We start from the raw sequence: 13,852 nt of genomic DNA, 5'->3' as shown, positions 1-13,852 counted from the left end.
ATTGGCTTCGCTGCAAAGCCGACAGGCGTGTCCGAGTCCGACTACCGAGCCGTCGTTGCAGAACGAGACGAACTCTCGAGTAACGCGGAGGAGATCCGGTTGCGCAATGAGGGTCTGACGGAGGCGATCGCAACCGCCCGAGACGAGGCAGCTGACGCGCAGGCAGACGCCGTCACAGCCAGCGAGAGAGCCACGGCAGCGGAAGCTGAGTCGGATGCCCGCACGAAGACGCTCGATGAGCGGGAGGTCGCCCTCGCTGCGCGAGAGTCCAAGGTGTCGGGAGCCGAGCAGACCGCCGCCGCGAATAGCTTCGGGAACGGAACTCGCGTCATCGGGCAGGGTATTGCTGCCGGCACTTACACAACAACGGGTCCGACCGGGGCGAACCCTGTCGGCTGCTACTACGCGTGGAAGAGCGGCACGGGGAGCGACGCCGAGATCGTGAACAACAACATCGTTCAGGGGCCAGCGACGGTGACCCTAGTGGACGGCGAGATCTTCGAGTCGACTTCCTGCGCCAACTGGACGAAGGCAGGCTAGCCTCACCGCGAGCGACAAACCGGCTGGCGGTACGAAGTCAACTCGGGTCTGCCATCACCCCCTCCTGATCTACCCGCTCATCACAATGGTCGTCGTAGCTCTGGCCGCCGCTGGTGCCATGCCGCGTGGTCTCGTCGCGTTCGCTGTTCTGCCAGCGCCCCACGACGGGGTCTGGAACGATCAGGCGTAGAGCCACGAGCCGACGCTCCACTAGTCTCCGAACACCAATAGGAGGATTCTCATGGGTTTTCGCGTGCGCAAGTCGTTCAAGATCGCGCCTGGTGTGCGGATGTCGGTATCGCCGAAGTCCATCGGGTTGAGCGCGGGGGTCAAGGGCGCTCGAGTGAGCGTCAACAGCCGGAGGGGTGTCACTAGCACTGTTGGCATCCCGGGTAGCGGCATCTCGTACAGTGCGACGGCAGGGAGGCCGAAAGTGGCGAAGGGCACGCCGCAAGGAGCTAGCGCCCCGGCGACGCCTGTTCCACTGACGAAGCCGAAGCCCGGCATGTTCGCGCCGGCGTGGGAGAAAGCGCTGCACAAGACCGTGACGGGTACCGGGGACGCGGCGTCGCTGCAGCGCCTCGCCGCTGAGACTCCGACTGCAGCTGGGGTTCTCAGCCTCGCTGAAGTGATGTTCTACTCCACCAAGAACGGCGACCTAGCGCGCACTAGGGCGCTGCTCGACTGGCTGGTTACGTCCGGCTACCGTCCGGAGTCGGACGAGCCGGCGAAGAAGTACCTGATCGACCAGACCATCACCCTCCCCATCGCGACTGGGATCGCGGCTGTGATGCCCGTGGATAGCAGCGCGATCGGGCTCCTCCTGGCCGAGATCGAGCAGGACGCCGGGAATCTTGGGCGAGCGACGGAAGTTGTCGAAGGTCTGGAACCCACGACACTTGCGGCTGTATCTCTTGCCGAGCTCTACGCCGAGCAAGGGCGGTGGAGAGATGTCGTTGAATTGACGGACGGGCTCACGAACGAGGATGAGCCCTCGACCTACCTTCTAATGCAGCGCGGAGCGGCGTTACGAGAGCTGTCTTACTACGACGCTGCAATTGAGGCCCTGAAGGAGGCGCTCCGCGTGCGGTCGCGGCCGTCGGAGCTGAAGAACCTGGCGCTGATCGAACGGGGGAAGACGTACCTGGCGTCAGGGAAGAAGGGCATGGCGCGCAAGGACTTCGAACGAGTCATGGCTGACGACTCTCGCTTCGAGGGGCTCTCCGACCTAATTGCTGCAGCAGCCTAAGTCTGACCAATGTCGAGGAAGCCCACTCGCCTGCTCCGCACGCTTCCACTTCTGCACGGTGTTGGTGGAGATCTCGGCGGCGGCTGCGACTTCGCGGATGGATTCGCCTTCGTTGAGGAGGTCGCCGACGACCTCGCGGAGTTCGGCTTGCGCATCGTCGAGGGAGCGCTGTGCGGTTCTGGGGCGAATTGTCTGCTCGTCGGCGAGCTTCTGCTTACCGCGGGGCATTCTGCAACGTCAGCGAGGGAATCGCGTGCTCATCGCGAGTCGGATGTATATCGAGCCCTCGCCCCCGGGACCGCAGGTTCAGCAGCGGTTGATGGTTGCTGGAGCTGCTCACCGTCGCTACGGTGCGGAGCATGGAAAGCGAGCACGCGGAGAAGCGTTGATTGGCCGGAGATGACGTCGTGAGTGGGATCTTGAATCGCGTGACGCTAGCAATAGGAGCCCTCGTGATCGCCTACAGTCTGCTCGAGAACGCGGTCTTGCTTGCCTCTCAAATGTTCGTGGTTTATTTGCCCGCCTCAACCGCCAGCGCGTTCTTCGACAACGCCAAGTTTTTACGCTGACTGCTCGAAGTCACACGGGCACTAGCAGGCAGGGCCTACAGCAATCATGCGCCGGAACTGGCAGCTGAGTGAGCTGCGATCAAGAGGACACTCAAGCCTATTCTTGACGAACGGAACAGGCTCGTGTTCCACACCATCGCTCAAAACGTCAATCCCGGAACCTGCGCGGCCATCTCCCTGCACCGGTTCGAGGCCACCTGCACCGCCGCAAGTCTCTGCAGATTCGGTCCGTGACTTAGCTCGATCTTGCCCCGCCTTGAGGAGACCATTGCGAGCCATCAATCACGTTATCGTCGCCGCGCAGCTGCACGCCAGTCTTTTCTCACTACAGGACGACGACGCCGATCAAAAGATGGTGCCTTATTTTTCTCATAGTAAAAGTGAGAGAGTCTGCGTGCAAAAAGTGAGGTTGTCGCCGTCTGCCCTCTACGTGCCGAATACTGAATTACAGGGCAACAGGCGCACGCGTTCCGACGTTCTTCCACCACGAGGAGGGGAAACCTGCCAACGGACTGTTGCCTTCGTCCGGCCTCTGGCTCCGTAAGTGAGCGTCGGTCACGGCTCGCAGGTGAGCGTCGGTCTCGATTGCCCACGAAATTTCATGATGCTTTAGATCGGAATCGACATGGGAGCGAACTCCCGAAAGGGCATCCTCTGGCCATGCCCAAGAAACGAAAGGCGCTCCCTTACCAGGAAAATGCTCGAAGGAGTTTTTTCCAAGAGCCTCCACGGACGAAAAGACCGGATCGAAATGAGCTACGTAAAGACTTTCAACAGAGGGAAGGCTTGCGGTAAGACTGACGTCGAGGATCGTCGTGTTCTCATGCCGCTCAAAATCCGCTACGGACGCAGCTTCCTGCGCCAGCGCCTTCAACTCACGAGCGCCCGCCGCAATTCCCTGCAGCGCCGTCATTAGGTCACGTCGCTTTCGACGAGCGATTACCTCTGTCCTAATGGGAATGAAAATGCTAACGAGAAAGACGACAAAAGTGAGGAAGGGGAGGCTTGCCCCAACAGCTTCCATAAGCTACCTGCCCTTTTTCCTGTTGAGATCATTCAAAATGACTAGCGATTGATTTACGCTCGTTTCAAGACTCTCAACCCGTGCCGACAATTTTACTACACCGGCCACCGACTCGTGAAGCTGCTTGAACGCATCCGTTGCAATCGTATTCACAGTGTCGGCTGCGCCATCTTTTGTCGGAAAGAACTTCCGGATGATTGGCCCCCCGATTGCAGTTACTATTGCCGTACCAAAAGAAAAGAGAGCCGCCCAGAACGTAGTGTCGGCGTTGAACACCACAGTTGTGGCCGCATCGCCAGATGATCCCATAATCACCTCGCAGCCTCACTCCCGGCATGTATTACCCGTACCCCGTCTCCCGGGATTTGCAGATTTTGTAACGCCGACTGGACATTGGAAAGTTGGGCGATCAATATTTCCAACTCTCGTTCGTTCAGTTGAAAAACAAAGGCACGCCCGCCGCCCGATACCGGCTCGTCAAATTCGAAGCGCGTAGTTACCACAGGCAATGCGACCGGCGCTTCGATCCCCTGTATGACCCGCAGATCAATCGCAAACCGCGATGAGGTAAGAATCGGAAGAAATGAATTCCGCATGCGGTTTGCCAATAATTGCTCACGAGCGCTCTCCGCACGAGAAAGTGCTGGCCTCAGCCGCTCCAACGTAGCGTCGCGCAAATCTGCAGCGCCGCGGAGATCCTCCATCACGTCGTCAGCGTCGTCGGTCGCCGCGGCCTGCAGGAGGAGCAACATGGCCCTCTGTTCGAGCTCCTCGGATGTTTCCGGTGCCGCCATCTCTGGCGAATCGTCTCGAAGCTCGACTAGAGCAGTTTCGACTAGAGCGTCGAACCTCTTCGGTTCCACGGTAAGGAGGTCTCGAACTGTGGTGCGAAACGACTCGATTCGGAGAAAGCCTGAAATCGAACTCACAGTTGACCTTTCGTTAGCGTCGACCAGCACCAGCCGACCCAGATGGAGCTTGATCCTCGATGGCACCAGCCCCCTCACGGTAGCAAGGTTGTCTAGCGCGCCGGGACCCCTGTTGAGGCTCCCAGGTTCAGCGCCGCCGGTCGACCCGTGTTCGTACCCGACTTGGGCCGTGTCGTCGGCAGGCACTCGTTCGTCGGAGCGTCGCGCCGACACCGCACGAAATTCGGTCTGTGAGCGCTCCGAGCAAGAGGGTGGCCGCAGGTCGACGCCGCTTGGGCGGCGAGGCGCTTCCGGTCATGGCGCTTCACGTGCTGCGGCACACTGACGCAACGCTGCTCCTCAGCGCGGGTATTCACCCGAAGGTGTTGCAGGAGCGCCTACGCCACAGCGACATCTCGGTCGCGATGGCCGTCTACTCCCACGTCGCCGAAACGATGCAGAGAGACGCCGTCGACCGGCTTGCAGCCATCAGGGCGGGCGCCTGGGCACCCGGTTCGGCACACCGCCTGGATTGGGAGACGCGTGCATCAGTGATTTCTCCTGATCAGAGCGCATTTAGCAGTGGTGCCCCTGGAGGGACTCGAACCCCCAACCTGCTCCTTAGGACGGAGTCGCTCTTCCATTGAGCTACAGAGGCCGGTGCCGTCCAGTGTACCGATCGCCCGGAGCCGTCGCTCTTGACACAGCACGAGCTGCGTGGTTGGTTAATTACTGCACCAACGAACCAACACACCATCAAGCACCCCAGACCGAGGGAAGGAGCCCCATGGACGACTCCCGCCCGATCTTCCTGCAGATCGCCGAGCAGATCGAGAACGACATCATCGCGGGCGCGCTGCCCGAGGAGGACCAGGTCCCGTCGACGAACGAGTTCGCCGCGTTCCACCGCATCAACCCGGCCACCGCCGGCAAGGGCGTGAACCTGCTCGTCGACGAGGGCGTCCTGTACAAGAAGAGGGGGATCGGCATGTTCGTCGCCGAGGGAGCGCGCGACCGCCTGGTCGAGAAGCGCCGCACGCAGTTCCGCGACCAGTTCGTCGCCCCGCTCCTCGCGGAGGCCGCCAAGCTCGGCCTCACCCGCGAGCAGCTCACCGCCATGATCACCGACATCGAAGGGGGATCGCGATGAGCGCGGTCATCGAGGTCGCCGGCCTCAGCAAGCACTACGGCAGCATGCACGCCGTCTCCGACGTCAGCTTCACCCTCGAGGAGAACCGGATCCACGGCCTCCTCGGCCGCAACGGCGCCGGCAAGACCACCCTGATGTCGCTGCTCACCGGCCAGGAGTTCGCGAGCACCGGCAGCATCCGCGTCTTCGGCGAGACACCCGTCGAGAACGCCGCCGTCCTCTCCCGCACCTGCTTCATCAAGGAGAGCCAGAAGTACCCGGAGGACTTCAAGGTCAAGCACGTCCTCCGCAGCGCCCGCTGGTTCTTCGAGGGCTGGGACGAGGAGTTCGCCCAAGAGCTCATCGTCGACTTCCGCCTCCCGCTCGACCGCCGCGTCAAGAAGCTCAGCCGCGGCCAGCTCTCCGCGATCGGCGTCATCGTCGGCCTCGCCTCCCGCGCCCCGCTGACCTTCTTCGACGAGCCGTACCTCGGCCTCGACGCGGTCGCCCGGCAGCTCTTCTACGACCGCCTGCTCGCCGACTTCGGCGAGCACCCGCGCACCGTCGTCCTCTCCACCCACCTGATCGACGAGGTCAGCAGCCTCCTCGAGCACGTCCTCGTCATCGACGACGGCCGCCTCCTCGTCGACAGCGACACGGAGGAGCTGCGCGGTTCCGCCGCGACCGTCACCGGCAGCCGCGCCGCGGTCGACTCCTTCACCGAGGGCCGCGAGGTCCTCTCCCGCAGCGGAGTCGGCGGCCTCGCCACCGCGACGCTCCCCCACCTCGGCACCGCCGACCGCGACGAGGCCCGCCACCGCGGCCTCGAGCTCGAGCCCGTCTCGCTCCAGCAGCTCGTCGTCCAGCTGACCACCGGAAAGGCCGCCTCATGACCGCCCTCGCCCCGCAGCGCTCCGTCGCGCGCCACCGCCTGCTCAGCATCGTCCGCCTGCACCTCGCGAACCCGGCGACGCTGCTCGTCACCCCGCTCGCGATCCTCGGCGCGATCTTCGTCGGCAGCCTGATCATCTGGCTGCTCGTGCTGCGGATGGTCGGCGTCCCGGCGGCCGGCGGCGACTCCGGCGTGCAGATCACCGGTGGCACGACCTTCATCTTCATCTACATGCTGGTCGTCGCCGTCCAGGCCACCAATGTCACCTTCGCCCTCGCGCTGGGCTACGGCTCGACCCGCCGCGACTACTCCCTCGGCACGGCGCTGACCTTCGTCGGCCTGTCCGCCGCCTGGACCGTCCTCTACTCCACGATGTCCGCGCTCGAGCAGGCGACGAACGGCTGGGGGCTCGGCGGCTACATGTTCCGCGCCGCCGCCTACAGCGACGTCTCCTGGCTCGCCCAGACCTTCGCGGTCTTCAACCTCTTCCTCTTCTTCTTCTTCGCCGGCTCGGCGGTCGCCGCGGTCTTCGTCCGCTGGCGGGCCACGGGGATGACCGTCTTCTTCCTCGCCCTCGGTGCGCTGATCGTCGGCCTGGTCGCCCTGTTCACCCTCACCGACAGCTGGGACTCCGTCTGGCTCGCCTTCGAGGCGATCGGCTTCACGGGCGCCTTCGCCCTGCTGCTCGTCCCGACGGTCCTGTCCGCGGTCCTCGGCGCCCTGATCCTCCGCCGAGCCACCCCGCGCGGCTGATCCGGCCGCAGAACATCAGCTGAGAGAGGGGGGCATCCGCTGAGGAGCGATGCCCTCCCTTCTCAGCTGATGTTCTGCGGCGAGCAGCCCCGTCCGGACGGCGCCCCGCCGCCCGCAAGGCCCTTCCGCCCCGCGCGCTCGCCTGGGAGCGTTGCAGCATGGCCGCATCCCACACCACCGCCGCTGCTCAGCACGTCTGGGCCGCCCGCGACGACAGTCCGCTCGACCCCGCCACCCTCGACACGATCGACGCCTGGTGGCGCGCCGCGAACTACCTCGCGGTCGGCCAGATCTACCTCCTCGCCAATCCGCTGCTGCGCGAGCCCCTCGCGAGGGAGCACATCAAGCCGCGCCTGCTCGGCCACTGGGGCACGACCCCCGGCCTCAACCTGATCTACGCGCACCTCAACCGCGCGATCACCGAGCGCGCGCAGCCCACCCTCTACATCACCGGCCCCGGCCACGGCGGACCGGGCATGGTCGCCAACGCCTACCTCGACGGCACCTACAGCGAGATCTACTCGCACATCGACGAGACCGAGGACGGCCTGCGCCGCCTCTTCCGCCAGTTCAGCTTCCCCGGCGGCATCCCGAGCCACGCCGCCCCCGAGACTCCCGGCAGCATCCACGAGGGCGGCGAGCTCGGCTACTCGCTCAGCCACGCCTACGGCGCCGCCTTCGACAACCCGGACCTGCTGGTCGCCGCCGTGGTCGGCGACGGCGAGGCCGAGACCGGCCCGCTCGCCACCAGCTGGCACTCGAACAAGTTCGTGAACCCCGCGACCGACGGCGTCGTCCTGCCGATCCTGCACCTCAACGGCTTCAAGATCGCCAACCCGACGGTCCTCGCCCGCATCCCGCACGAGGAGCTCGAGAGCCTGATGCGCGGCTACGGCCACGAGCCGTTCACCGTCGAGGGCGGCTTCGACGGCGAGGACCCGATGCGCGTGCACGAGCGCTTCGCCGCGGTCCTCGACACCGTGCTCGACCGCATCGCCGCGATCAAGGCGCGCGCCGCCGAGGGCGACCTCTCCCGCCCCGCCTGGCCGATGATCATCCTGAAGACCCCGAAGGGCTGGACCTGCCCGGCCGAGATCGACGGCGTGCAGGTCGAGGGCACCTACCGCGCCCACCAGGTCCCGCTCGCGAACGCCCGCGACACCGAGGCGCACACCCGCCTGCTCGAGACCTGGATGCGGTCCTATCGCCCCGAGGAGCTGTTCACCGAGGAGGGCGGGATCGCCGACCGCGTCCGCTCACTCGCACCCGAGGGCGACCTCCGGATGAGCGCGACGCCGCATGCCAACGGCGGCCTGCTCCGCCAGACCCTCCGGCTGCCCGACTTCCGGCGCTACGAGGTCGTCGTGCACGAGCCGGGCGGCACCGTCGCGGAGGCGACGAAGGTGCTCGGCGAGTGGCTCGCCGACGTCATCCGCGAGAACCCGACGAACTTCCGGATCTTCGGCCCCGACGAGGTCGCCAGCAACCGGCTGCAGAGCGTCTACGCCGCGACCGACAAGCAGTGGAACGCCGAGCTCAGCCCGCTCGACGACCACCTCGCTCGCGCCGGCCGCGTGATGGAGGTGCTCTCCGAGCACCAGTGCCAGGGCTGGCTCGAGGGCTACCTGCTCACCGGCCGGCACGGGCTCTTCACCTGCTACGAGGCCTTCATCCACATCATCGACTCGATGTTCAACCAGCACGCGAAGTGGCTGGACGGCACCCGCGACATCGAGTGGCGCCGCCCGATCGCGAGCCTCAACTACCTGCTCTCCAGCCACGTCTGGCGCCAGGACCACAACGGCTTCAGCCACCAGGACCCGGGCTTCATCGACCACGTCGTCAACAAGAAGCCGGAGGTGGTGCGCGTCTACCTGCCGTTCGACGCGAACACGCTGCTCTCGGTCTACGACCACTGCCTCCGCAGCGTCGACTACGTCAACGTCGTCGTCGCCGGCAAGCAGCCCGCTCCCGCCTGGCTCACCATGGCGGAGGCGGTCACGCACTGCACCCGCGGCCTCGGCATCCTGGAGTGGGCGAGCAGCGAGCGCCGCGGCGAGTCGCCCGACGTGGTGATGGCCTGCGCCGGCGACGTGCCGACCCTGGAGACCCTCGCGGCCGTCAGCATCCTCCGCGAGGCGCTGCCCGACCTCGCGATCCGCACCGTCAACGTCGTCGACCTGATGCGCCTGATGTCCGAGTCGGAGCACCCGCACGGACTCTCCGATCGCGAGTTCGACGCGGTCTTCACACCCGACCGACCGGTGATCTTCGCGTACCACGGCTACCCGTGGCTCATCCACCGGCTGACCTACAAGCGCACCGGCCACGGCAACCTGCACGTCCGCGGCTACAAGGAGAACGGCACGACCACCACGCCGTTCGACATGGTGATGCTCAACGACCTCGACCGCTACTCGCTGGTGATGGACGTCATCGACCGCACCCCCGGCCTCGGCGCGAAGGCGGCGGGCCTCCGCCAGGAGATGCAGGACGCCCGGATCCGCGCCCGCGCGTACACCCGCGAGCACGGCGAGGACATCCCCGAGGTCGCGAACTGGACCTGGTCCGGCTCCCGCTCCGGCAACGCCTCCGAGGCCACCGGCGGCGACAACGAGTAGCCCCGCCCCTGCTCCCCGCGAGATGCCACTTGTGCACGCGACACGCCGTGTCGCGCGTGCACAAGTGGCATCTCGCGGCGGGGGTCAGGCGGCCGCCGCCGTGAGGTAGTCGTCCCACTCGGGCTGGGTGCGCTCGGCACCGCGCACGAGCCAGGAGCCGGCGCGCGGCATCCGCGGCACGGAGCGCAGCTGCCAGCCCATCTCGAGCGGCGTGCGGTCGCTCTTGACGTTGTTGCAGCGGTGGCAGCAGGCGACGAGGTTCTCCCAGGTGTCCCGCCCGCCGCGCGACTTCGGCTGGATGTGGTCGATCGTGTTGGCGTGCTGGCCGCAGTAGCCGCAGCGGTGGTTGTCGCGCCGCAGCACCCCCCGGCGCGAGACCGGCACGCTCCGCGAGCTCGGGATGCGGACGTAGCGCGTCAGCACGATCACCGAGGGCCGGACGTAGTCGCCGGTCGCTCCGTGCACCGGGTGCTCCTCGTCGGCGACGATGATCATCGCCTTCTCGGTCATCAGCAGCACCAGCGCCCGCTTGAACGACACCACCGCGAGCGGCTCGTAGCCGGCGTTGAGGACGAGTGTGCGCATCAGTGACCTCCGTGCTGTCGCACGCCGCCGCACGGAGACGCCGCGACCACGCGAAAGGGCGCCGTCGTGATGACGGCGCCCTTCGAGGCCGCGGCGCAGAGCCGCACGGTGACGTGGTGCCGTATCCGAGTGTCGGCGGAGTGGAGTGCGGCGAGGAGGATCCCCGCCCGGATCGCGTCGGTCCGCCGCACGCGCGAACGCAGCCCCACGCAGTGGCGCCCGTTCCGCTCGGCCATCCCGGCACTCCGTCCCTCGACGAATCGCTCCGCTCGCCACGCGAGCGGACTGAGGTTCAGATTAACCCTTCGCGCCCGGAACACCAGAGGAACCGGGGTTTTCGTCATCCGCAGTTCACACGGCGCGCGGTGGGCCGGCACTGCCGGGCACGCGGAAGAGCCCGCCCCGGTGAGGGGACGGGCTCTCGGCCGATGCTCGCGGTCGTCGTCAGCCGGAGATGCGGACGATCGTGTAGTCGGTCGTCCAGATCGGCTGCACGCGGACGCTCGCGCCCTCGTACGGCGCGTGCAGGATGTTGCCGTTGCCCGCGTAGAAGCCGTCGTGGCCGGGCATGATCACCAGGTCGCCGGGCTGCGCCTCCGACACCGGGATCTGCGTGCCCATGGCCGCCTGACCCGCGGCCGAGTGCGGCATCGAGATGCCGTACTGCGCGAAGACGTACATGACGAGGCCGGAGCAGTCGAAGCCGCTGGGGTCCGCACCGCCGAAGACGTAGGGCACGCCCTGGTACTGCAGCGCCGTGTCGAACACGGCGGAGAGGCTGTAGCTCGTGCTCGGCGCGCTCGCCGCGAGCTCGCTGGCCGAGGCTCCCTCGTAGGAGTTGAAGCTCTCGGCGGTCTCGGCGCGGGCCTCGGCGACGTCGCTGGTGTCGACGACGGGCTCGACGACCGGCTCCGGCTCGGGCGGCGGCGGCGCGGCCTCGGCGGTGAAGCCGTCGCGGGCGATCGCGGCCTGGACCACTCCCCCGGCGACGGCGACGGTCTGCGCGTCGCCCTGGCGCAGAAGGTCGGCCTGCGAGGCGGCGAACAGCCCGTCGCTCTCGGTGCCGGGCGAGAAGGCGTAGGCGGGCAGTGCCATCGTCGCGACGAGCGCTCCGGCGAATCCGACGATGGCGACCTTGCCGATCGTGCGGCCGCGGCTGCGCTTGCGCGGCGAGCCGGCGGGCGTCGGGACGAAGTCGGTGACGTCGGCCCGGCGGGACGGCGCCGACGGCACGGCCCGGCGGGCGACGGGCGCCTCGTCGGTGTAGCGGGCGCGGATCACCGGCGGCCGGTTCTCGAAGGAGGACGCGTTGCGGGGGCTGTCCGGGTGGGTGGAGCGGAACCGGTCGGGGGAACCGGAAGGGGTGGTGGGGTTCTGGGGCAAGGGGGAGGACCTCCGACGTCCCGCCAGCCCAGGCAGCTGTCCCGTCTCACGTGCGCGAAGCATCGGCGTTCACGGAGTCCGAGACGGGAAGGGACGTCGGACCCCGCGCCTCACGACCGGGGTTCGGGCGCGGGGCTCCACAGAGCGTAAGCGACCGTTACCGATTTGTCACCAACCGGAGACGAGATCGTGTCCCGCCCCGAGCCTCGATGCGCTAGTGCGCGTGGAGCGGGCGTTCAGCTGACGAGGAAGATGTGCGCAGCGACCTCGTTGGGCAGCTCGATGCCCGCCTCCGCGCCGTCGATGCGCACGAGCACGTAGCCGTTGAGCGCCGAGAACTCGCCCTCGGCCCCGGGGACGACACCGGCCTGCTTGAGCTGCAGCAGCAGCTCCGGGTCGACCTGCGCGGGCTCGCCGAGCCGGCGCACGGTGCCGCGCTGCGGCTCGGCCGAGCCGGCGACGAAGCGGGGGATGCTGATGACGCCGTCCGCGAACCGCGACGCCGGAGTGTCCCCCAGCTCGTCGAGCCCCGGGATCGGGTTGCCGTAGGGCGACTCGGTGGGGTGGTCGAGCATCTCGAGGAGGCGGCGCTCCACCTGCTCGCTCATCACGTGCTCCCAGCGGCAGGCCTCCTCGTGCACGAACTCCCAGTCGAGCTTGATGACGTCGTGGAGGAGGCGCTCGGCGAGGCGGTGCTTGCGCATGACGTGGATCGCCTTGCGGCGTCCGTCGCCGGTCAGCTCGAGGTGGCGGTCGCCGGAGACGACGACGAGGCCGTCGCGCTCCATCCGGCCGACGGTCTGCGAGACGGTGGGACCCGAGTGGCTGAGCCGCTCGGAGATGCGGGCCCGCAGGGGGATGATGTTCTCCTCCTCCAGCTCCAGGATGGTGCGCAGGTACATCTCGGTCGTGTCGATCAGATCCGTCATCTCAGCCTTCCGGTCTCAGCGCGAACAACCTTACTGGGCACCGTGTCCCGTCTCCGTCGACGGGGCAGGGCGCAGGGCCTCCGATGGTCGAAGGCGGGGCGGGCCGGGAACCCTAGTATTAACGCATGCCGGACGTCACCATTCCTCGCGAGCTCCTCCCCCACGACGGGCGGTTCGGCTGCGGCCCGTCCAAGGTGCGGCACGACCAGCTCGCGCACCTCGCGACGCAGGGCGCGCACCTCCTCGGCACCTCGCACCGGCAGGCCCCGGTCAAGAAGCTGGTCGGGTCCGTGCGCGAGCACCTCGCGACGCTCTTCCGCATCCCCGAGGGCTACGAGGTCCTGCTCGGCAACGGCGGCTCCACCGCCTTCTGGGACGCGGCCGCCTTCTCGCTGATCGACCGCCGCGCCGAGAACCTCACCTTCGGCGAGTTCGGCCAGAAGTTCGCGAAGGCGGCCTCCGCGCCGTTCCTCGAGCCCGCGCACGTCGTCTCGGCCCCGGCCGGCTCGCGCAGCGAAGTCGAGGTCCTCGAGGGCGTCGACGTCTACGCCTGGCCGCACAACGAGACCTCCACCGGCGTCATGGCGCCCGTCCGCCGCGTACACGGCGACGAGGGCGCCCTCACGGTGATCGACGCGACCAGCGCCGCCGGCGGCATCGACTTCGATGCGGCCGAGGCCGACGTCTACTACTTCGCTCCGCAGAAGAACTTCGCCTCGGACGGCGGCCTGTGGTTCGGCCTCTTCTCGCCGGCCGCGATCGAGCGGATCGAGCGGATCGCGGCGAGCGGCCGCTACATCCCCGAGTTCCTGAGCCTGCAGAACGCCGTCGACAACTCGCGCCTGAACCAGACGCTGAACACCCCCGCCCTCTCCACGCTGCTGCTGATGGAGTCGCAGCTCCAGTGGATGAACGAGAGCGGCGGACTGGCCTGGGCGTCGGCGCGCACCCTCGAGTCCTCGTCGGCGATCTACGACTGGGCCGAGGCCTCGCCGGTCGCGACCCCGTTCGTCGAGGTGCCCGAGCACCGCTCGCAGGTCGTCGCCACCGTCGACTTCGACGCCTCCGTCGACGCCGCGCTGATCGCGAAGATCCTGCGCGCGAACGGCATCGTCGACACCGAGCCGTACCGCAAGCTCGGCCGCAACCAGCTGCGCGTGGCGACCTTCGTCGCCATCGAGCCGGACGACGTCCGCTCGCTGCTCGGCTGCATCGACCACGTCATCGAGCGCCTGGCCGACTGAGCGACCGGGGAACGGGGAGGCGCGGG

14 protein-coding genes, 1 tRNA gene and 1 pseudogene are annotated in these 13,852 nt (G+C 67.2%); 8 read left to right on the top strand and 8 right to left on the bottom strand.

Annotated elements, in window-relative coordinates; translation table 11 throughout:
* The first annotated feature begins 27 nt into the window (after nt 1–27).
* Together EDF45_RS04665 and EDF45_RS04660 are read left to right on the top strand one after the other, a co-directional pair.
* Nucleotides 28–540, top strand: coding sequence for a hypothetical protein (locus EDF45_RS04665; protein ID WP_123735117.1), 513 nt, complete (start codon nt 28–30; stop codon nt 538–540).
* 253 nt (nt 541–793) lie between these two features.
* Nucleotides 794–1,789, top strand: coding sequence for a DUF4236 domain-containing protein (locus EDF45_RS04660; RefSeq protein ID WP_207901636.1), 996 nt, complete (start codon nt 794–796; stop codon nt 1,787–1,789).
* Here the strand turns inward: EDF45_RS04660 and EDF45_RS04655 are convergent.
* The 4 genes from EDF45_RS04655 to EDF45_RS20970 all read right to left on the bottom strand — a co-directional run bounded on the left by EDF45_RS04655 (nt 1,769) and on the right by EDF45_RS20970 (nt 4,134).
* Nucleotides 1,769–2,017, bottom strand: a complete 249-nt coding sequence (locus EDF45_RS04655) for a helix-turn-helix domain-containing protein (RefSeq protein WP_123735115.1) — start codon at nt 2,015–2,017, stop codon at nt 1,769–1,771. The genes EDF45_RS04660 and EDF45_RS04655 overlap by 21 nt on opposite strands.
* Nucleotides 2,018–2,803: 786 nt before the next feature.
* The gene (locus tag EDF45_RS20980; RefSeq protein ID WP_132435947.1) at nt 2,804–3,271 is read right to left on the bottom strand and encodes a hypothetical protein; all 468 of its coding nucleotides are present in this window, start codon (nt 3,269–3,271) and stop codon (nt 2,804–2,806) included.
* Nucleotides 3,272–3,385: 114 nt separating this feature from the next.
* Nucleotides 3,386–3,697, bottom strand: coding sequence for a hypothetical protein (locus EDF45_RS20975; RefSeq protein WP_132435948.1), 312 nt, complete (start codon nt 3,695–3,697; stop codon nt 3,386–3,388).
* The gene (locus EDF45_RS20970; RefSeq protein ID WP_132435949.1) at nt 3,694–4,134 is read right to left on the bottom strand and encodes a hypothetical protein; all 441 of its coding nucleotides are present in this window, start codon (nt 4,132–4,134) and stop codon (nt 3,694–3,696) included. Before EDF45_RS20970 ends, EDF45_RS20975 begins: the two co-directional genes overlap by 4 nt.
* A gap of 407 nt (nt 4,135–4,541) precedes the next feature.
* On the opposite strand from EDF45_RS20970, the pseudogene EDF45_RS21700 reads away from it, so the two are divergent.
* Nucleotides 4,542–4,730 (top strand): annotated as a pseudogene (locus EDF45_RS21700) (tyrosine-type recombinase/integrase); the annotation flags it as partial.
* A gap of 143 nt (nt 4,731–4,873) precedes the next feature.
* Here EDF45_RS21700 and EDF45_RS04645 read toward each other — a convergent pair.
* A tRNA-Arg gene (locus tag EDF45_RS04645) sits at nt 4,874–4,948 on the bottom strand.
* Nucleotides 4,949–5,077: 129 nt separating this feature from the next.
* Between EDF45_RS04645 and EDF45_RS04640 the strand changes: the two genes are divergently transcribed.
* The 4 genes from EDF45_RS04640 (at nt 5,078) to EDF45_RS04625 (ending at nt 9,685) form a co-directional block, all read left to right on the top strand.
* Nucleotides 5,078–5,440 (top strand): GntR family transcriptional regulator, encoded by a 363-nt coding sequence (locus tag EDF45_RS04640; protein WP_123445182.1) that lies wholly within the window; start codon nt 5,078–5,080, stop codon nt 5,438–5,440.
* The gene (locus EDF45_RS04635; protein WP_123735114.1) at nt 5,437–6,312 is read left to right on the top strand and encodes an ABC transporter ATP-binding protein; all 876 of its coding nucleotides are present in this window, start codon (nt 5,437–5,439) and stop codon (nt 6,310–6,312) included. Before EDF45_RS04640 ends, EDF45_RS04635 begins: the two co-directional genes overlap by 4 nt.
* Nucleotides 6,309–7,064, top strand: coding sequence for an ABC transporter permease (locus EDF45_RS04630; RefSeq protein ID WP_123735113.1), 756 nt, complete (start codon nt 6,309–6,311; stop codon nt 7,062–7,064). Before EDF45_RS04635 ends, EDF45_RS04630 begins: the two co-directional genes overlap by 4 nt.
* Nucleotides 7,065–7,222: 158 nt before the next feature.
* On the top strand, nt 7,223–9,685 hold the full coding sequence (locus EDF45_RS04625; RefSeq protein WP_123735112.1) for a phosphoketolase: 2,463 nt from the start codon (nt 7,223–7,225) through the stop codon (nt 9,683–9,685).
* Between the two features lie 84 nt (nt 9,686–9,769).
* On the opposite strand, the gene EDF45_RS04620 is transcribed toward EDF45_RS04625, so the two are convergent.
* The 3 genes from EDF45_RS04620 to EDF45_RS04605 form a co-directional block, all read right to left on the bottom strand.
* Nucleotides 9,770–10,270 (bottom strand): HNH endonuclease, encoded by a 501-nt coding sequence (locus EDF45_RS04620; RefSeq protein WP_123445178.1) that lies wholly within the window; start codon nt 10,268–10,270, stop codon nt 9,770–9,772.
* A 444-nt stretch (nt 10,271–10,714) separates the two neighbouring features.
* Complete coding sequence (locus tag EDF45_RS04610; protein WP_260311788.1) at nt 10,715–11,653, bottom strand: C40 family peptidase; 939 nt, start codon at nt 11,651–11,653, stop codon at nt 10,715–10,717.
* A 236-nt stretch (nt 11,654–11,889) separates the two neighbouring features.
* Nucleotides 11,890–12,582, bottom strand: coding sequence for a metal-dependent transcriptional regulator (locus tag EDF45_RS04605; RefSeq protein ID WP_123445176.1), 693 nt, complete (start codon nt 12,580–12,582; stop codon nt 11,890–11,892).
* Between the two features lie 125 nt (nt 12,583–12,707).
* On the opposite strand from EDF45_RS04605, the gene serC reads away from it, so the two are divergent.
* Nucleotides 12,708–13,826: a phosphoserine transaminase gene (serC, locus tag EDF45_RS04600; RefSeq protein ID WP_123735110.1), complete on the top strand. Its 1,119-nt coding sequence runs from the start codon at nt 12,708–12,710 to the stop codon at nt 13,824–13,826.
* Nucleotides 13,827–13,852 lie beyond the last annotated feature (26 nt).

The organism is Rathayibacter sp. PhB186 (genome assembly GCF_003751825.1).
Classification (GTDB): domain Bacteria; phylum Actinomycetota; class Actinomycetes; order Actinomycetales; family Microbacteriaceae; genus Rathayibacter; species Rathayibacter festucae.
Note: the sequence above shows the minus strand (reverse complement) of the source record. Positions and strands in the feature narration are given on the sequence as shown.

Coding starts and splice junctions, on each gene's coding strand:
- EDF45_RS04655 (WP_123735115.1), bottom strand. CDS start 2,017: ATGCCCCGCGGTAAGCAGAAGCTCGCCGACGAGCAGACAATTCGCCCC.
- EDF45_RS20980 (WP_132435947.1), bottom strand. CDS start 3,271: ATGACGGCGCTGCAGGGAATTGCGGCGGGCGCTCGTGAGTTGAAGGCG.
- EDF45_RS20970 (WP_132435949.1), bottom strand. CDS start 4,134: ATGTTGCTCCTCCTGCAGGCCGCGGCGACCGACGACGCTGACGACGTG.
- EDF45_RS04640 (WP_123445182.1), top strand. CDS start 5,078: ATGGACGACTCCCGCCCGATCTTCCTGCAGATCGCCGAGCAGATCGAG.
- EDF45_RS04635 (WP_123735114.1), top strand. CDS start 5,437: ATGAGCGCGGTCATCGAGGTCGCCGGCCTCAGCAAGCACTACGGCAGC.
- EDF45_RS04630 (WP_123735113.1), top strand. CDS start 6,309: ATGACCGCCCTCGCCCCGCAGCGCTCCGTCGCGCGCCACCGCCTGCTC.
- EDF45_RS04625 (WP_123735112.1), top strand. CDS start 7,223: ATGGCCGCATCCCACACCACCGCCGCTGCTCAGCACGTCTGGGCCGCC.
- EDF45_RS04620 (WP_123445178.1), bottom strand. CDS start 10,270: ATGCGCACACTCGTCCTCAACGCCGGCTACGAGCCGCTCGCGGTGGTG.
- EDF45_RS04605 (WP_123445176.1), bottom strand. CDS start 12,582: ATGACGGATCTGATCGACACGACCGAGATGTACCTGCGCACCATCCTG.
- serC (WP_123735110.1), top strand. CDS start 12,708: ATGCCGGACGTCACCATTCCTCGCGAGCTCCTCCCCCACGACGGGCGG.